Source organism: Streptomyces sp. NPDC059785, from assembly GCF_042732375.1.
Taxonomy (GTDB): domain Bacteria; phylum Actinomycetota; class Actinomycetes; order Streptomycetales; family Streptomycetaceae; genus Streptomyces.
Genome location: NZ_JBHWHV010000060.1, coordinates 21,094 through 39,620, shown reverse-complemented (window position 1 = coordinate 39,620; position 18,527 = coordinate 21,094). Strand labels below are relative to the sequence as shown.

Below are 18,527 nucleotides of genomic sequence, written 5' to 3'. Positions count from 1 at the left end.
CAAGGCCGGTAGCCGTGATCCAGGTCAGCCGAAGCAGTCACGGTCAGTCGAAGTAGTCCGGCTGTGTCTGGACGTTGAGTTCGTCCAGCCGTACCCGCTTCGCCGGGTCCGTGCGCCGGTCGGTCAGCTTCAGCACGTCGAAGCCCTTGGCGATGTCGTTCGAGTAGATGTAGCCGTTGTAGTAGTACGCCGACCAGGAACCGCCGGTGACCAGGGACTCGGTGCTGATCGGACCGCGCTCGAAGTAGGCGATCTCCTTGGGCTTCGAGGAGTTGGTGAAGTCCCAGACGGAGACGCCGCCCTGGTACCACGCCTGGACCATGAGGTCCTTGCCCTTGACCGGGATCAGCGAGCCGTTGTGGGCGACGCAGTTCTCGGTGTCCGCCTGGTGGCGGGGGATCTTGTAGTAGTTGCGGAAGACGAGTTTGCGCTTGTCGCCCTTGCCGACGATGTCGTAGATGCCGTCGGCGCCGCGGTCCGGGCCGATCCCGGCGTTGCAGGTGGCCGCTCCGCCGCCGCCCAGTTCGTCGGTGAAGACGACCTTGTTCGCCTTCTGGTTGAAGGTCGCCGAGTGCCAGAACGCGAAGTTCACGTTGTCCTGGACCCGGTCGATGACCTTCGGGTGCTCCGGGTCCTTGATGGAGAACAGGATGCCGTCGCCCATGCAGGCGCCCGCGGCGATGTCCTCGGAGGGCAGCACGGTGATGTCGTGGCAGCCGGTGGTCTTGGAGACGCCGGGGTTGGTCGGGGAACCGGGGTTGCCGCCGCCGTCCTCGCCCTCACCGGGGAAGAGCACGGGGAAGCCGACCACCGCGGCCTTCTCCGGGTGGTTGCGCGGCACCTTGATGACGGAGATGCCGTCGTGCGGCGGCTGGCAGTCCGGGAAGGTCGCGCTCGGCGAGTACGAGGAGACGTAGATGTAGACGTATCTGCGCTCGGGCACCAGTGAGTGAGTGTGCGAGCCGCAGGCGGTCTCCACGGCGGCGACGTACTTCGGGTTCCGCTTGTCGCTGATGTCGAAGACCTTCATGCCCTCCCACGAGGACTTCTCGGTGGCGGGCTGCGACGTGCTGCTGCACGAGTCGTCGCTGCGCGAGGAGTCGGTGGACAGGAACAGCAGGTTCCCGGAGACGGAGACGTCGTTCTGCGAACCGGGGCAGAGCACCTGCGCGACGGTCTTCGGCGCCTTCGGGTTGCTGATGTCGAAGATGCGGAAGCCGTCGTAGTTGCCCGCGAAGGCGTACTTGCCCTGGAAGGCGAGGTCCGAGTTGGTGCCCGCGAGGGCGTCCTTCGGGATGTTCGTGAGGTGGGTGATGTTGTCGGAGTGGACGATCTCGTCCTGGCCGGGGATCTCGTCGGCGGCGATCGCCGCCTTCACCTCGGCGGCCTCGCTCTTCGAGACCTCCTCCCGCGCGGCGGGGCCGTCCCCGGGGTCGGGGGTCGCGGCCGCCGGTCCTGCCGTGAGCAGCGCCGCCAGGAGTCCGGCCGCGGCCGCGGCGACTCCCAGACGTCTGCGCCGTGTTCGGGGATCGTTCAACAGGGTCACTGTGCCCTCCCTTGTCTCCGCCCGGTTTCGGACGGTGCACGGACCTCCGAAGTATCGTCTTCATCATGCACAGATCAACAGAGGGCAACGAGCCCGTAATGAAAGTTTTCGATCAACCAAACGCCCGCCCGTGCTAGGACGGTGCCCAGCACGGAAAGAATCGAGAGGTGTCCGTCCACGCAAGGGCCACAGGAGGTCGTTGTGCTCGTTCGCCGTACGTCCCGCGCGTCCCTGCTCATGGCCGCGCTGGCGGCCGCCGTCCTGACCCTGGCGGCCTGCGACTCCGGATCGGACGGCGCCGCGAAGTCCGCCCCGGACAGCGGCCCTTCGGTGATCGCGCCCGGCAGACCGGGCGAGGCGGCCGAGACGCTCTCCGCCGAGGAGGCGGGCAGGCAGCGCTCCGACGACTCGCCCAACTCCGCGGACGTCTCGTACGCGCGGATGATGATCCAGCACCACGCCCAGGCTCTCGAGATGACCGAACTGGTCCCCGACCGCGCCGGGTCGGCGCCGGTGCGGCGGCTGGCCGAACGGATCTCGGCCGCCCAGGGGCCGGAGATCACCGTCATGGAGAGCTGGCTGAAAGCGCACGGCAAGGACACGGACAAGGACACGGAGGAAGGGAGTGACGGGGGCGGCGGTGCCGGGCACCAGCACGACGCCATGCCGGGGATGGCGACCGAGGCGCAGCTGAAGAAGTTGCGGGCCGCGAAGGGCGAGGCGTTCGACGAGCTGTTCCTGAAGCTGATGATCACCCATCACGAAGGGGCGGTCACGATGGCCACCGACGTGAAGGCGCAGGGGAACAACGTCCAGATCGAGGAGATGGCGGACGACGTGATCGCCCAGCAGACGACGGAGATCGGACGCATGCGCGACATGCTCTGACGCGCGGCCCCGACCAGCCCCTGTGTGCTGGTGTCAGCGGCGGGCGTGGCGCGAGGGCAGGAAACCCGCGTCGCGCGCCGCGGCGATCAGGCCGAGTGAGCGGCGGCGGCTGTGGCCGGTCGCGCCCATCACGGCGAGGACGGGATCCAGACCGTCCCGCTGGGCCGCCCGGTACTCCTCGGCGACGAGCCGCCACCCCTCGGTGCCGTGCGGCCAGGCGGGCCTGGCCCGGCGCGCCGGTGCCGTCCGCCGCGGCTTTCCGGAGGGCCCGTCGGCACCGGCGCAGCACGCCTCGAACAGCGGACCCTCCAGCCACTCGGGGAGCAGCGTCAGATCGTCCAGGGAGAGCGGCGGCCGGGCCCGTACGTCCTCGATGGACACCTGTTCCTCGTCGACCACGGCCAGTACGTCGATACGGGCGCCGTCCGCGAAGCCGAGCCGGACGTTGAACCACGACGTGGCGCTCTCGTGCTCCCGCACTTCCCACGCGGGCCATACGGACACCGCACCATCCGGTCGATCACGATCAGAAAGATTCAGAAAGGATGCTTTCAGCACCTGCCGAACGTAACCGCATGATCACACGTGTGCGCTGAGGCACGCATGCCGTGGCCGGGTCCGCACCCCGTCGGCCCACCTGCGTGCCGGTCCCCTCCCCTCCCCCGCCGCCCGGTGCCATGCTGGAACCATCACCGATCTCCTCTGCCCGTTCGGGCGTCGGGAGGGAGTCCGGCCGTGCTCAATGTCGCCGTCGTCGGATCGGGGCCCAGCGGGGTGTACACCGCTCAGGGACTCGTGCAGCAGAGTTCGACACCCGAGGTCCGGGTCGATGTCCTCGACCGGCTGCCGTGCCCGTACGGGCTGGTGCGCTACGGCGTGGCTCCCGACCACGAGAAGATCAAGTCGCTTCAGAACAATCTGCGCACCGTGCTGGAGGACGAGCGGGTCCGGTTCCTCGGCGGCGTGGAGATCGGGCCGGGCGGGCTGCCCGCCGCCCGGCTGCGGGAGCTGTACCACGCGGTCGTCTACTGCGTGGGCGCCGCCACCGACCGGCACCTCGGCATCCCGGGCGAGGAGCTGCCCGGAAGCTGGTCGGCCACCGAGTTCGTGTCCTGGTACAGCGCCCACCCGGACGCCGCCGCCGACGGCTTCGTGCGCGGCGCGCGCTCGGCCGTGGTCATCGGCGTCGGGAACGTCGCGGTCGACGTGACCCGGATGCTGGCCCGGGGCGCCGCCGAGCTGGGCCTGACCGACATGCCGCAGCCGGCCCTGACCGCGCTCGCGGCGAGCGAGGTGACCGAGGTCCACATGGTGGGCAGACGCGGCCCGTCCCAGGCCCGCTTCACCACCAAGGAACTGCGCGAGCTCGGCGGCCTCCCGGACACTCAAGTCGGCGTACGCGCGGCCGAGTTGGCGCTCGATCCGGCCTATCTCGATCCCTCGGGGCTGCCCGCCGCCGCCCGGCGGAACGTGGAGGTGCTGCGCGGCTGGGCCGCCGCGCCGGCCCCGGACGCGGCCCGCCGGGTCCGGCTGCGCTTCTTCCTGCGCCCGGTCGAACTGCTCGCCTCCGGCGGACGGGTCGGGGCGGTGCGCTTCGAGCGGACGGTGCCCGACGGCGCGGGCGGCGTGCGCGGCACGGGCCAGTACGAGGACATCGCGGCGGAGCTGGTGCTGCGCTCCGTCGGCTATCGCGGAGTGCCGCTGGAGGGGCTGCCGTTCGACGCCGCGCGCGGCACGGTCCCGCATCTGGCGGGGCGGGTGATCAGGGACGGCGCGGTCGCCCCCGGCGAGTACGTGGCGGGCTGGATCAAGCGCGGCCCGACCGGCGTCATCGGCACCAACCGGCCCTGCGCCAAGGAGACGGTCACCTCGCTGCTCGCGGATGCCCCGGCGCTCGTACGGCGGCCGGTGCCCGGGGATCCGCTCGCCGCGCTGCGTGCCACGGGGACGGCGCCCGTGGAGTGGGCGGGCTGGCAGGCGATCGAGCGGGCCGAGGCGGAACTGGGCGCGTCGCTCGGGCGCGGCGTGGTCAAGCTGCCCGACTGGGCCTCACTGCTGGCGGCGGCACGGGCGCAGCGAACGTAGCCCCGCCTTCTTCGGAAGCGCAGCCCAAGCCCAGCCCTTTACGGGGGCGCGCAGCCCCGCCTCCTCCGGGCGCGCAGCCCCGCCTCCTCCGGGCACATAGCCCCGCCTCCTCCGGGCGCGTAGCCCTGTCCCCTCCAGGCGCGTCGTCACACTTCCCGTGGGCATGACACACGGCGGCAACAGTCCCGAAATCAACAAATTGTGCAAGCCCCTTACGGTCTCGTGCTGTCCCCGCCCGACCCCGCCGCCCCTGGAGTGCCCATGGCCGAGAACACACCCGCGCGTCCCGTGGACGAGGTGCATCCCGTGGACGAGGTGCCGCCCCTGCGCCGGCTGGCGGCCTTCGGGCTCCAGCACGTGCTCGCGATGTACGCGGGCGCGGTGGCGGTGCCGCTGATCGTGGGCGGGGCGATGAAGCTGTCGCCCGCCGACCTGGCGTACCTCATCACCGCCGACCTGCTGGTGTGCGGGATCGCGACGCTCATCCAGTGCGTGGGCTGCTGGCGCTTCGGCGTACGCCTGCCGATCATGCAGGGCTGCACCTTCGCCGCCGTGTCACCGATGGTGCTCATCGGGACCACGGGCGGCGGACTGCCCGCGATCTACGGCTCGGTGATCGTCGCGGGGCTCGCGATCATGCTGCTCGCCCCGGTCTTCGGCAAGCTGCTGCGCTTCTTCCCGCCGCTGGTCACCGGCACCGTGATCCTGATCATCGGCGTCTCACTGCTGCCGGTGGCGGGCGACTGGGCCGCGGGCGGCGCCGGCGCCGGGGACTTCGGTGCCCCGCGCAATCTGGCACTGGCCGGCTTCGTGCTGGTCGTAGTGGTGGCGGTGCAGCGGTTCGCGCCGCCCTTCCTCAGCCGGATCGCGGTGCTCGTCGGCATCGCCGTGGGCCTGGCGGTCGCGGTGCCGTTCGGGTTCACCGACTTCGGCGGGGTCCCGGACGCCGACTGGCTCGGCATCAGCACACCGTTCCACTTCGGCGCGCCCACCTTCCACGTCTCCGCCGTCGTCTCGATGCTCGTGGTGGCGCTGGTGACGATGACCGAGACAACCGGTGACCTGATCGCGGTGGGCGAGATGACCGAGCGCCGGGTCCGGCCCCGTACGCTCGCCGACGGCCTGCGCGCCGACGGTTTCTCCACGGTGCTGGGCGGCGTGTTCAACACCTTCCCGTACACGGCGTTCGCGCAGAACGTGGGCCTGGTCGGGATGACGCGGGTGCGCAGCCGCTGGGTGGTCGCCGCCGCGGGCGGCATCCTGGTCCTGCTCGGCCTGGAGCCGAAGCTCGGCGCGGTGGTCGCGGCGATACCGGCCCCGGTGCTCGGCGGCGCGGGCCTGGTGATGTTCGGGACGGTCGCCGCGAGCGGTCTGCGCACCCTGGCCGAGGTGGACTTCAAGGGCAACCACAACCTGACGGTGGTGGCCGTCTCGCTGGCCGTGGGCACCCTGCCGGTGGGCGTGCCCGCCGTCTACGAGAAGTTCCCCGACTGGTTCCGGACGGTGATGAACAGCGGGATCAGCGCGGGCTGTCTGACGGCGATCGTGCTCAACCTGCTCTTCAACCACCTGCCGGGCGGAACGGCACCCGAGACGCCCGCGACCCCTTCGGCCGACGGCCTGTCAGCCGTCGCCGAGCCGGACCGCCTGCCGGGCGGCCGCATCGAGGACCCGGTCGAGAAGCCCGGGGAACAGCGCGTCTAGGTCGTCCTTGCGCAGCCCGTTCATCTTGGCCGTGCCCCGGTAGATCTGCCGGATCACCCCGTTCTCGCGCAGCACCCGGAAGTGGTGCGTGGTCGTGGACTTGGTAACCGGCAGGTCGAACTGCGAACAGGAGAGCTCGTCGCCACCGGCGGCGAGCTCCCGCACGATCCGCAGCCGCATGGGGTCGGCGAGCGCGTGCAGCACCCCCTCCAGACGGATCTCGTCGCCCACGGGGTGCGGGAGATCCCGGGCAGTGCCGGCAGCGCTGGCGGCGGTCGTCACGGCGGCTCCAGTTCCTCGGAGGTGATCCGTCCGGCGACGGGTCGGAATCCGGTCCGTATCCGGTCCGCCGCGCCGCGCACGGGGGCAGCACCTCCGATTGTACGAGACTCATCGTAGTTTGACATCTACCGTATTACGATGCCTATCGTACGAGTCGTCCATCGGTCCCGTGACGATAGGAGTCCGCCGTGAGCGCGCTCTTCGAGCCCTACACCCTGCGCAGCCTGACCATCCCCAACCGGGTCTGGATGCCGCCGATGTGCCAGTACAGCGCCGCACCCGAGGGCCCGCTCACCGGCGCTCCCACGGACTGGCACCTCCAGCACTACGGCGCCCGCGCCGCCGGCGGCACCGGCCTGATCATCGTCGAGGCCACCGCGGTCTCCCCCGAGGGCCGCATCAGCCCGTACGACCTCGGCATCTGGAACGACGCGCAGGTGGAGGCGTTCCGCCGGCTCACCCGCTTCCTGGCCGGCCAGAACACCGTGCCGGCGATCCAGCTCGCGCACGCCGGCCGCAAGGCCTCCACCGACCGCACCTGGACCGGCGGCGCGCCGCTCGGGCCCGACGCGCTCGGCTGGCAGCCGGTCGCGCCCAGCCCGGTGCCGTTCGACGCCGGGCACCCGGTCCCGGCCGAGCTGAGCGTCGCGGAGATCCAGGAGATCGTGGGCCAGTTCGCCGACGCCGCGCGGCGCGCCCTCGACGCCGGTTTCGAGGTCGCCGAGATCCACGGCGCGCACGGCTACCTCGTCCACGAGTTCCTCTCCCCGCACACCAACCACCGTACCGACGCCTACGGCGGCTCCTTCGAGAACCGGATCCGGTTCGCGCTCGAGGTCACCGACGCCGTGCGGGAGGTCTGGCCCGAGGACAAGCCGCTGTTCTTCCGCGTCTCCGCCACCGACTGGCTGGAGGAGGGCGGCTGGAGCCCCGACGACACCGTCCGCCTCGCGGGACTGCTGGAGGAGCACGGCGTCGACCTGCTCGACGTCTCCACCGGCGGCAACGCCCCCGGCGTCCGCATCCCCGTCGGCGCCGGCTACCAGGTGCCCTTCGCCGCCCGGGTGAAGAACGAGACCACGCTGCCCGTCGCCGCCGTCGGCCTCATCACCGGGACCGAGCAGGCCGAAAAGATCCTCGCCAACGGCGAGGCGGACGCCGTGCTCGTGGGCCGCGAGCTGCTGCGCAACCCTTCCTTCGCCCGCCACGCCGCCCGCGAACTCGGCGCCGACGTGCACGTACCGGACCAGTACCACCGCTCCGTCTGAAGCCGGCGGAAGGGGCGGGACCGGCAAAAGCGGCCTTAAGGAGGCCCGGGCACCCCGCCCGCGCCTCCCGGCCGCCGCCGCGGCACAGACGTGCGGAACAATCGGCTGCGTGCCGGACTATCCCTCGATCGCCGCGCTGGACGACCTGCTCGCCGAGATGCGAGTGGGGCAGGCGCGGCTGCGCCAGCTCGGTATGGTCCGGGGCGAGTTGCGGCGGGCGCTGGAGCGGGGCGGACTGCCCGTGGCCGCGCGGCGCAGTCTGCGGCGGCTGCTGGAGCGGGAGTCGCTGAAGACGTATCTGCGACTGGCCGAGTCCGGTGCGCTGCGCGAGCGCGAGGTGCGCGGCGGCCACCCGCCCACCTCGCAGGCCACCAACGCCGCCCGGCACCGCTGCCTGCACCTGCTGCGCACCGCGTACGGGCTGCCCGAGCTGCGGCTGGGCGGCGGCGGCCGGATACCGCTGCGGCCCACCCCCGACCACAGCACCCTGACCACCCTGCGCCGCCGGCTCGACCAGGACCTCGCCACCGTCATGTCACCGGCCCGCACCCGGCTGACCGCCGTGCTCGCCCTGGTCCTGGACGCGGCCCCGCGTGCCGGGGAACTGACCGCCCTGCGCCTGGACCACTTCGCTCCCGGCCACAGGGCGGTGCTCGTCCGGCGGCGCCCGCAGAACGGGACCCCCGACGCCGCCGACGCGGACGAGGAGTGGTTCCCCCTCTCCCCCCTCACCCGGGCCGCCCTGGACCGCTGGCTCGCCGTCCGCGCCGACCTGGTCGCCCGCGCCCACGGCACCAGCCGCCTGTGGGTCAGTCTGTTCGTCAACCACGACGGCACCCGCCACCTGAGCGGCCAGGCCGTCCTGCGCCCGCCCGGCCTCCCCCTGGAGGAGAAGGGACTCCTCCTCAGCTACCGCCGCGGACGCGCCCGCTACGACCTGATCACCCTCCTCCCGCCCAAGCTCGAACAGCTGCGCCGCGCCGTCCTCGACCACACCCCGCCCACCCCCCTCACCGGCATCGATCACTGAGCGTTGCCCTGAGGGCCTGTTATTACTGGTTCAACCACTGACGTGATCACCGGCGCGACGGCAGCGTGACCACGGCTGCGGGCGGGTCACGGGCCGCGAAAGTGGAGCCCCGGTGTACTGCGGGAAGACCGTGCGTTTGCAGCGGCTGTCGGTCTTCCGCAGTCCGCGATCTTGAGGCCGGGACGGACCCCGCCGTGGCTACGCTCCCCCGGACGGATCCGATGGGAGCGGCAGCGGCCGCTCCGTGGCGGGATGGCTCACAGTGCGTACGCAGCGGCAGGCATCGGGCGGCAACGGCCAAGCCGGGAACGGCAGGACCGGTACGGACGGCGGGGGCGCGAAGAGCGGTCCCCTGCCCGGGCGCCCGGCCCCGGTGGTCCACCAGGACGACATGGCCGCGCGTCCCCCGTCCCCGTCCGCCGCGTCCGGGATGACGCCGCAGGCGCTGCTGGCCTTGCAGCGCACCGCGGGCAACGCGGCCGCGGCCCAGGCGCTGCAACGGCGGCCCGCGGTCGAGGGCGTGACGCGGTCGCCGCGCACGCCCCGCTCCGCCGGCACCCCGCTGTCCGCGATCACCGAGGGCGACGAGACCGAGAACTCGACGCCGACGGCGCCGCCCCGGGCGGTACGGGGCACCGGCGCCACCGGGCTGTCCGCCCCGCTGTCCGTGATCCACGAGGACGAGGAGACGGAACAGGCCGACGGGAGCGCGCGGTCCGAGGAGGCCGCCAAGGCAGGCGGGACCGGCCGGAAGGCGGCGACCGACCGGCCGGACCGGGTCCCCCGTACGCCCCGTTCCCGCCGCCCCGGCGGCAGCCGCCCCGGGCCGTCCGGCGCGCCCGCCGTCGCCGCCCCGATCGGACTGCCGCCCTATCTGCGGGACTTGCGGGCGCCCGGCCTGTCCACCGCGTACCGGCCGACCGGGCACGAGTTCGTCGCCACCACCCTGTCCACGGTCGTCGGGCGCACGGACGGCACGGTCGCCGAGATCGTCGCGGACCTGGCGGGCCGCCCGGAGACCTTCTACGGACAGGGCCGCTCCTTCGCCGTCCAGGGGGCCGAGGGCCGGGGCTGGTACGACGTCACCGTGACCGTCTCCCGGGGCAGCGGGGACCGGCCGGAGACGTTCGTCGCCCCCGAGACCGTGCAGGCGCAGGCGAAGGCGGCCGAGAAGCAGCAGGCCATCGCCGCGTTCCTGGCCGAGCGGGAGGCCGCGGCGGGCAAGGGGAAGGGCAGGGCCAGGGCGGAGACCTCGGGGACGGACGGCGCCGCGCCCGCCCCCGCGCCCGATCCCCGGCTGGCCGAGGGCGCCGACACCAAGGTCGACATGCAGCACAACACCTCCGCCGTGGTGAGCCACACCGCCGCCGCCTCATCCAGCGCGGGTGTCAACTTCACGGCGTTCGGCCTGGCACCCGTCGTGCCCGGTGTGTGGCTCGGCGGCGCGGTGATGGCCAACGCCCAGCCGTTCCAGTCGTCCTCGGACTCCCGGGTGCAGAAGACGGTGTCGGAGCCGCGCGTGCTGCGCAGCGACAAGGGCTCTGTGGAGATGCTGCGCCGGGTGCGCTACGGCGTACGGATCCAGCGGCTGGACGAGGCGCCGCAGGACTTCGGCGCGGAGGGCACGCTGACGATGCGGGTGCCGACCGAGCACCTGGTGCCCGTCACCGCCGCGACCCCGGCGCCGGGCCGGCTGTCCCCGCTGAACCGGCGGGCCGCCCGCGGCGTACGCCTCGCCGACTCGCTCGCCCCGGTGGCGCTGGACGACTCCGGTGCTCCGCACCCGGGCGGCGGCGGGCTGTTCGACACGGTCCGCTCCGTACTGCACCCGTCGCTGACCTCCCGCGGCGCGCCCGGGCGGGCCCGGCTGTACGACGCCACGTCCAGCGCGACCGTCCTGGAGGACCTGCCCCGCCTGCTGAACGGCTGGGTGATGGGCGAGGACCTCACCGCCAAGGACGGCAGCATCACCGGCACCTACCGGATGCGCGCCGATCTGACCGCGCTGACGCCCGCGTGGTCGATCGGCAAGACCCAGTTGCGCACCCACCAGCAGACCCAGCACTCGGTGGCGAACACGGCGGCCAAGGGGCGTGCCGTGACGGCCGGCGCGGGCCCGGCGGCGGGCTTCGGCGTGCTGGGCAGCGCCGCGGCCGTACGGGGCACGGTGATGCCGACGGCGGGCGCCCGCAAGGCACGCTTCACCGTGGCCGAGCAGACGGTGTCGAGCCGGCAGGGCGCCGAGGTGCGCGGCGACAAGGTGCTCTACTTCGGCACGGTGCGGTTCAGCGTCGAGGGGACCGGGCCGCTCTCCCCCGCCATGAAGGTGCGGGCCGGGACCCGCAGCGCCCGGCACACCATGGACGTGTGGGTCAGCCTGCGGGCCGACGAGGCGGCGTCGCTCGGTCTGGAGCTGCCCGAGGGCGTGACGGCGGGACCGATGGTCAGCCGGCCCGCGGGGGCCGACGACAAGGACAAGGGCGAGGGCAGGGAGCGCGAACTCGCGCCCGGCGAGTCGGAGGCGGAGTCCAGCACCCGCAAGACAGCGGACACCGAGCGGCACCTGCCGTTCGGCGCGATGGGTTCGAACGTGGCGATCAGCCAGCTCGACACCGCTCCCCTGCTGTCCGGCATCGAGCGGCTCTTCGCGAGCGACCCGCGGCTGGCCGGCTATCTGCCCGGGTTCGGCGCCGCCACGACCCGGACGGGGGCCGAGGCGAGCGCCGAGGACGCCGAGGTGCAGCGGCGCAACTACCGCGAGCTGGTCGCCGTGCTGTCGGAGACCAACCTGCGGGTGAACAAGGACCAGTTGATGTCCTCGGGCATCCGGGTGCGGATGCGGCGCAAGAGCCGCTGGCACGCGCACGACGTGCAGATCCGGGTCGTCGGCGCGTTCCGCGAGACGGGCTATCTCGGCGAGACCAGGGACTGGCTGGTGCGCAGCCACTCCGGTGTCACCGGCAACGTGCAGAGCGGGCGCTCCAGTTCGCGTTCGGTGGGCGGGCTCGCGCTCGGCCAGTTCCGGCTGATCCCCGGCGCCCTGTCGGCCTCGCTGCGCGGCGAGCGGACCTACCAGTCCTCCCGGCGCAACCAGGCGGGCCCCACCACGCGCTCCGACGTCCTCACCAACGGCGGCGAGACCACGAGCACCTTCGGCGGCGCGCTCCGGCTCGACGTGGACGTCACCATGACCACCCGGGAGCGCAAGGCCAAGCGGTCCCTCACCCCGGGCGGTCCGGGCCGTGACGTGCCCGAGGCCGAGCACATCGCGTCCTCGGCGGACACCGCGGACCTGGCGCTGGAGGAGCAGGACGTACGGCTGCTCACGCCGACCGGGTTCACACTGGACACGGCCGCGAAGGACCGGCTCGACGCGCGTACCCGCCGGCGTACCGCCGGGGCGGGCCCCGCGCAGCGGCAGTTCCAGGCGGCGGGCATCGGCGACCTGTCGGCCATGACGCCCCAGCACCTCGCCCGCCCGGTGGTCCGCGACTGGTCCCTGGTGGAGACCGTCGGCGACGGCGCGCCGATCCGTGAGCTCGCCTTCCAGCTGCTCGGGCGGGCCGCGGCCCGCGACCGCAACCTGCGCTCGGACCCGGCGCTGGCGACCGAGGGACTCGCCCCGCGGCTCGCCGTCGAGGAGCGCTTCAGCCCGCAGGCGGTGACGGCCGCGCTGCGGCAGGCGGTGTCGTCGGGCTGGGTGGTCAAGGACCTGCGTCATCCGCGCCGGCTCGCCGGGCTGAACGGCGCGGTCGGCACCCGGTTCGCGCTCGCGGGCGCCAGCGTGATCGCCTCGGGCACCGGCCCTGGCACGGAGACGTTCATCCTCGGCGGCCATCAGGCCACCGGGCAGGAGGGCAAGGGCGTCAGCACCTCCGTGCAGGGCGGCATGCTGGGCTCCGAGAACGGCCCGGAGTGGCGGCTCGGCCAGGGTGTCTCGGCGAGCCGGAACCTGAGCAGCGGCGCCGCCACGGCGACCACGCTGAGCGGCACCGTCGAGCGCAACGCCCACACCCCGCGCAAGCGCCCCCTCTACCTGGTCCAGTGTGACCTGGTGGTGCGGATGGTCGCCGAGGTCAAGGTCACCGGCGGCGGCCCGTACGTGGTGACGGGCGAGCGCACGCTGCCCGCGGCGGCCGCGGTCTGGCTCACCGCGGAGCAGGTGCGGGCCGCGCGGCTGAGGCTGCCCGAGTCGGTGGCGAAGACCGCGCCGCTGCCGGAGCGCAAGGCGCCGGAGGCGGAGAAGGCCAAGGCCACGGAGAAGGCCGCGGTCCAGGACGGCGGCACCGGCGCCTCCACCTCGGCGTCCGGTGCGCCCGCGCCCGGTCCGTCGCTGGCGCGGCAACTGCCGCTGGGGTTCGGCATGATCGAGGAACTGCCCGACTTCGTGCCGCTGCTCGAACGGTTCCGGGGACGGATCGGGGAGCGCGACCGTGCCCTGTCCGACGCGCTGCTGCCCAGGCGGCAGCTGGCCGACCGCAACGACAACGTGCAGCGGCTGATGCGCGTCCTGGACCGGGACGGATCGGCCGGACTGCTCTCCGGCGCGATGGACGGCGGTGTGACGGTCGAGCTGTTCCACGGCCGCAGGACGCCGTACTGGGCGGTGTTCCGGGTGAACCGCACCGGGCCCGGCACCTCCGAGGGCGAGGCGGACGACGGGCGCGACATGGAGTACATCACCTCCGCCGCGGCCCAGCGCGCGTCGAGCCGCGAGTCCACCGACTCGCGTGCCCTCGAAGGCACCTTCGCGGGGGCCGGCAAGCCCGACGGGGGCGCCGGTCAGCTCAAGAACGTCGGCGGGGTCGCCGGTGCGGGTGTCGGCAAGAGCGACTCGGTCAAGAACGCCGACGTCAGCCGGGGACAGCTCGGCATGAAGACGGTCGCCGAGGCCGCCACCGCCCGCTCGGTGCGGCTGCGGCTGCCCGTCGAGGCGACGCTCGAACTGCACTCGGCGGACGGCGTGGTGGCCCGCGCCGTCCTCGCCGACCAGTCCCTGGTCCACCGCATCCTGGTGAAGGACGCCGAGGCGCTGTCGCGGCTTCAGCCGGTGCCGCGGGCCCAGCAGGGGCAGTCGTATCTGCGGCGCGACGACGCCGAGGCGAACCGGCTCGGGCCCTGGCACGCCCGCGGTCTGCGGCTGCCGATGGAGGCGCAGGTCAACGGGTTCAGCGGGGCGCCGGACGTGCGGCGGGTGATCGACGACACGGTGCGCGCGGCCCAGGGCGGCGACCGCTTCCGCAAGGCCGGCGAGACCGCCGCGTACACGCAGCGCGAGGCGGTGTCCACGGAGTGGCTCCTGTCGGCGCTGCCCCTGCTGACGGCGGCCGGCGCGGACCTGCCGGTGGTGCACGCCTCCGGGGCGCGGGGGCAGGACCTGCGGACGTCGCTGCACGCCAGGCTGCGCGGCGGCCGGGTGCTGGGCGCCGGGGACAAGATGACCTTCGAGACGGTGGCGCAGAGCGGTCTGGACGGGCTGCGGCCCACCGGCACCGACCACCAGCAGGCGGCCGAGCACTCCAGGACGGCGCGTGGCCTCGGCGGCGCGGGCGTGCTGAACGCCGACGAGTTCCGGATGAACCAGCTGCTGGCCAACGCGGACTCGGTCGGGGGTGCCACCGACACGGCGGTCAACGCGTCCGGTTCGATGCCGCTGCACAAGCCGAAGGCGCAGTCCGTCCTGGTGCAGTTCACCCTGGACGTGCGGGTGGTGGCCCGGGTGCGCGACCGCGGGCGCTCCCGCGACTCGTCCGTCGCGGTGCGGGACCTCACGCTGCCGGTGCCCGTGGTGGTGCGGATGCCGGCCCCCGCCGTACGCGCGCTGCTCGCCGACCCGGACAACGCGGCGAAGCTCCAGGACCCGGACGGGCGGCTCGCCCCGGCGCCGCCTGCCCCGTAGATCGCGCCGGGGCTAGGTGTATTGACCCGCGAGGTTGTTGACGCGGGTCAATACACCTAGGACGCGCCCCGTTCCGGCTCCCGGTCGCCGATCACGGCCGGGAGTTCGGCCCTGCGCCGGATGCCGAGCTTGCGGTAGGCGCTGGTGAGGTGGGTCTCCACGGTGCGGCGGGCCAGGTGCAGCAGGTCCGCTATCTCGACGTTGGTGCGGCCGTCGGCGGCGAGGGCCGCGATCCGGCGTTCGCTGCCGGTCAGTGCCTGCCAGCCGGTGAGCGCCGTGGTTCCGCCGCGCGGGCGGCCCTCGCTCAGCGCCTCCTCGGCCAGGGTGCGCAGCCGCAGCGCGCCCAGCGGCTCGGCGTGTTCGACCGCCTCGCGCAGTACGTGGCGGGCCCTGCCGCGCTCGCCCGCCGCGGCGAGCTGCCGTCCCTGGGCGATCAGGGCCGGTATCAGCTCGGTCTCCGCTCCGTCGTCCCGCAGCAGCGCCACGGCCTCCTCGGCGAGTTCGAGGCCGCGTCTGCCGCCGGTGGCGGTGGCCACCGCGCGCAGCGCCCGGCCGATGTACCGGGGGGTGTCCCACACCCGGGCGAGCCGCAACTCCTCCTGGGCCAGGGCGAGCGCCTCCAGGGGGCGGCCCAGCGCGCTGTGGCAGTCGGCCGCCGCGGACCGCCACGGGGTGACGACCGGGCTCAACACGTCCCGGGCGGTCTGCCGGCGGCCGCACTCCAGGAAGTCGTCGAGCGCGCCCGCCCGGTCGCCGGTGGCGGCGCGCAGCACGCCGCGCGCGTACAGGAACCGGTTGAGCTCCCAGCCGTCGTAGGCGTCGCGCAGGTCGAAGCGTTCGGCGAGCCGGACCGCCTCGGCGGTGCGGCCGGTCTCGACCAGGGCGACGACGGCGTGCGCGTGCCGGTTGGAGGGTCCCGGCCTGCGCGGTCCGGTCCCGGTGGGCTGCCACACGCGGGTGTCGGCGAGAAGTTCGGCGTACCGGCCGCACATGGCGGCGGTGTCCGCGCGTACGTCGAGCAGGGCCAGGTGCATGGGGTGCAGCAGGGACGGGCGCTGGCCCGCCAGGCCCCGGCGGACCAGCCGTTCGGCCTCGGCCGGTTCGTCGGCCCACTGGGCGACGGCGGCGGCGGTGCCCAGCAGGAAGGGTTCGGCGAGCGGGTCGTGCGGTTCGCCGAACAGCGCCCGGATGCGGGTCATCGCGGTGTCCGCGGAGATGACGCCGGCCGTGGAGTCGTGCCGCACCAGCAGCGCCTGCCCGGCCGCGCCGACGCGCTCGGGCGACCGCTCGGCTGCGGTGCGCAGCCAGTGGTAGGTCTCCTGGCGGATCCCCGGGTCGTGGTCGGACAGCAGCGCCGAGGCGGTCTGGAGGACGCGGATCAGGTCCGGATGGCCCGTCAGGTGCTCGTCGAGGCGCCGCAGTACGTCGACGGCGGCGCGGGTCTCGCCGCGCCGGGCGAGGGCGGTCGCCAGGGCGACGGCCGCGCGGACCCGGTCGCGGGGCAGGGCCGGCAGCCGGGTGGCCTCGGCGAGCCGGGGTATCCCGGCGGACGCCCTGGCGGCGGCGAACTCCAGGGAACCCAGCTCGGTGAGGACCGTGGCCCGGCGGGCCGGGGTCAGCGGCTCGTCCAGGACGCGGCGCAGGTATGACACGGCGTCGTCGGTCCTGTCGTGCCGGACCGCCACGGCGGCGGCGTCCACCAGGGCGCCGCTGGCCCACGGTTCGCCTATCTCCGGTGCCCGCAGCAGTTGCCCGGCCACGGCCTCGGCGCGCTCGCCGCGGCGCAGCAGCACCTCGGCGGCCGTCCGGTGGGCGGCCTGCCGCCGGGCGCTCGACCAGCCGCTGAGCACCACGTCGCGCAGCAGCGGGTGGGCGTAGTGCGGCCGGCCGTCCGGGTCGGGGCGCAGCAGGCCCAGGGTGGTCATCGCGGTGAGCCAGCCGCGGACCCGGACGGGGTCCGCGCCGGCCACCTGGGCGACGAGGTCGGCGAGCGCGGTGTCCCGGCCGTCGTCCGGGGCGGCACCGTCCAGCGTCGCGAAGGCGCGGGCGACCCCGGCCGTCGCGGCTCCGGCGCTCTCCAGCCACCACGCGACGGCGGCCGGGTAGGCGCCCGGGTACAGCGCCGCGCCGGTGTCGGGCACCGGCGCGGGCCGCGCGGCCCCGGAGTCTGTGGACCGCAGGTCGTCGAGGAGCGCGCGCAGCAGCAGCGGACTGCCCGCACCGGCCCGTACGCAGGCGTCCGCCCAGTCGGCGGGCGCGGCGGGGCGCGCGGCGGAGACGATCTCCGTCGCGGCGGCGGTGCTCAGCGGCGCGAGGGTGTGGGTGCGCACGAGGGTGGGCGAGAGCGAGTGCGCCAGTCCGGCCGGGGGCTGCCCGATGTCGTACTGGCTGCGCTCGGTCGCCACCAGCAGCACCGGTAATCGGTCGATCCGCCGGACGGTCTCGACCAGCCAGCGGCGCGAGGGCTCGTCGGCGAAGTGCACGTCGTCCACGGCCACCAGCAGGGGGCCCTCGTCGGCGTACGCGCGCAGCCGCTGCCACAGCGTCGCCGCGTACGCCCGGGCGCGCGGGGCCCCGGCCTCGTCACCGCCGTCGTCGCCGTCCGGGAACGGCTCGATGTCACCGGTCGGTCCGGGCGCGCAGGACAGCAGCCGGTGGGCCGCGGCGAACGGCACGGTCAGCTCGTCCGGCGAGCAGCGGGCGCGCAGCACCAGGGTGCCGCGCGCCTCGGCCTGTGCGGCGACGGCCTCCAGCAGGGCGGTGCGGCCCGTGCCGGTGGCGCCTTGGAGCAGCAGCAGACGGCCGGTGCCGGACCGGGCGCGGTCCGCCTCCGCGGCCGCCAGCTCCAGGGCCCCACCGCGTTCCCGCAGCGGTCCGAGTCCGCCCATCGCTTCCTCCTGTCGCAGACTGCCCGTGATCCATCTCGTGGTACGTCTCGTGGTCCTCCACGATTGCGCGCCCCACACCCGGCACTGAAGTCTGGGATGTGCACGTCGGCCACTGGCGTCGCAGCGGCAACCAGCGCGTGGACTCGGGAGAAACGGTTGCGTTCATTACGGACCACAGACGCAGGCGTGTCACACCGGCCCACCGAGACCGGTTCCGCCGATTCGGGCCCTCACATATCCGTGGTCGTCCAGGCACCGGACCCGATATCCCGGGCGGGGGTGCGCAGTCAGCTCGCCCAGCACCCGGTCATCGACCTGCTGGACGGGTCGGAGGCGGGGCCCGGTTCCGTCGTCGTACTGATCAGTGAGATGCCGGACGAGACCGTGCTGTCGCGGCTGCGCCGGCTGGTGCGCAGCGACGGCGCGCGGGCCGTCCTGGTGGCGGGCGCGATCCGCGAGGCGGAGCTGCTCGAGGTCATAGAGTGCGGGGTCGGCGCGATCGTCTGGCGTCACGAGGCCACCGCCCACCGGCTGGTGCAGGCCGTGCTCGCGGCCTCGCGGGGCGACGGCGACCTCCCCTCCGACCTGCTCGGACGGCTGATCACGCAGGTGGGTTCGTTGCAGCGGACGGCGTCCGGACGCACCGGGGCGCCCTCCTCGGGGCTGCTGCCGCGCGAGGTCGACGTGCTGCGGCTGGTGGCGGACGGGCTCGACACGGGAGAGATAGCGAGCAAGCTGTCGTACTCCGAACGCACCGTCAAGAACGTGATGCACGGCCTGACCACACGGCTGCATCTGCGCAACCGGGCCCACGCCGTGGCCTACGCGCTGCGCGAGGGCTACATCTGACCGGGCCCGCGATCGGGCCCGTGTTCACACCCTGTTGTCCGATCATGATTTTCGCCATGTCCCCGACCGGCCGTACCCTGGTGCACCC

At 73.8% G+C, this 18,527-nt stretch carries 11 protein-coding genes; 7 read left to right on the top strand and 4 right to left on the bottom strand.

Annotation, left to right across the window (positions count from 1 at the left end; all coding sequences use genetic code 11):
• Window positions 1-43: 43 nt before the first annotated feature.
• Entirely contained in the window at window positions 44-1,546 is a 1,503-nt protein-coding gene (locus tag ACFV6E_RS34055) for an LVIVD repeat-containing protein (protein WP_385173797.1), read from the bottom strand.
• Between the two features lie 201 nt (window positions 1,547-1,747).
• Here ACFV6E_RS34055 and ACFV6E_RS34050 point away from each other — a divergent pair, with 201 nt between their 5' ends.
• Window positions 1,748-2,434 (top strand): DUF305 domain-containing protein, encoded by a 687-nt coding sequence (locus ACFV6E_RS34050; RefSeq protein WP_385173800.1) that lies wholly within the window; start codon window positions 1,748-1,750, stop codon window positions 2,432-2,434.
• A gap of 33 nt (window positions 2,435-2,467) precedes the next feature.
• Here ACFV6E_RS34050 and ACFV6E_RS34045 read toward each other — a convergent pair whose 3' ends face one another.
• Entirely contained in the window at window positions 2,468-2,938 is a 471-nt protein-coding gene (locus tag ACFV6E_RS34045) for a DUF6214 family protein (RefSeq protein WP_385466991.1), read from the bottom strand.
• A gap of 231 nt (window positions 2,939-3,169) precedes the next feature.
• Between ACFV6E_RS34045 and ACFV6E_RS34040 the strand changes: the two genes are divergently transcribed.
• Entirely contained in the window at window positions 3,170-4,519 is a 1,350-nt protein-coding gene (locus ACFV6E_RS34040) for an FAD-dependent oxidoreductase (protein ID WP_385466989.1), read from the top strand.
• Between the two features lie 261 nt (window positions 4,520-4,780).
• Entirely contained in the window at window positions 4,781-6,223 is a 1,443-nt protein-coding gene (locus ACFV6E_RS34035; RefSeq protein ID WP_385466986.1) for a nucleobase:cation symporter-2 family protein, read from the top strand.
• Here the strand turns inward: ACFV6E_RS34035 and ACFV6E_RS34030 are convergent.
• The gene (locus ACFV6E_RS34030) at window positions 6,143-6,505 is read right to left on the bottom strand and encodes an ArsR/SmtB family transcription factor (RefSeq protein ID WP_385173812.1); all 363 of its coding nucleotides are present in this window, start codon (window positions 6,503-6,505) and stop codon (window positions 6,143-6,145) included. The two genes, ACFV6E_RS34035 and ACFV6E_RS34030, sit on opposite strands and share 81 nt — an antisense overlap.
• Window positions 6,506-6,693: 188 nt before the next feature.
• Here ACFV6E_RS34030 and ACFV6E_RS34025 point away from each other — a divergent pair, with 188 nt between their 5' ends.
• The 3 genes from ACFV6E_RS34025 (at window position 6,694) to ACFV6E_RS34015 (ending at window position 14,702) form a co-directional block, all read left to right on the top strand.
• The gene (locus ACFV6E_RS34025) at window positions 6,694-7,773 is read left to right on the top strand and encodes an NADH:flavin oxidoreductase/NADH oxidase (protein ID WP_385466984.1); all 1,080 of its coding nucleotides are present in this window, start codon (window positions 6,694-6,696) and stop codon (window positions 7,771-7,773) included.
• A gap of 109 nt (window positions 7,774-7,882) precedes the next feature.
• A complete protein-coding gene (locus ACFV6E_RS34020) occupies window positions 7,883-8,803 on the top strand; it encodes a hypothetical protein (RefSeq protein WP_385173817.1) in 921 nt (306 codons plus the stop codon).
• Between the two features lie 262 nt (window positions 8,804-9,065).
• Entirely contained in the window at window positions 9,066-14,702 is a 5,637-nt protein-coding gene (locus ACFV6E_RS34015) for a hypothetical protein (protein WP_385466981.1), read from the top strand.
• A 56-nt stretch (window positions 14,703-14,758) separates the two neighbouring features.
• Here the strand turns inward: ACFV6E_RS34015 and ACFV6E_RS34010 are convergent, their stop codons facing one another.
• Window positions 14,759-17,590, bottom strand: a complete 2,832-nt coding sequence (locus tag ACFV6E_RS34010) for an AAA family ATPase (RefSeq protein WP_385466978.1) — start codon at window positions 17,588-17,590, stop codon at window positions 14,759-14,761.
• A gap of 186 nt (window positions 17,591-17,776) precedes the next feature.
• Between ACFV6E_RS34010 and ACFV6E_RS34005 the strand changes: the two genes are divergently transcribed.
• Window positions 17,777-18,439, top strand: coding sequence for a LuxR C-terminal-related transcriptional regulator (locus ACFV6E_RS34005; RefSeq protein WP_385466975.1), 663 nt, complete (start codon window positions 17,777-17,779; stop codon window positions 18,437-18,439).
• Window positions 18,440-18,527: the final 88 nt, after the last annotated feature.

Bases quoted from the DNA above. Each gene is read 5' to 3' on its own strand.
- ACFV6E_RS34035 (WP_385466986.1), top strand. From the start codon at position 4,781: ATGGCCGAGAACACACCCGCGCGTCCCGTGGACGAGGTGCATCCCGTG.
- ACFV6E_RS34010 (WP_385466978.1), bottom strand. From the start codon at position 17,590: ATGGGCGGACTCGGACCGCTGCGGGAACGCGGTGGGGCCCTGGAGCTG.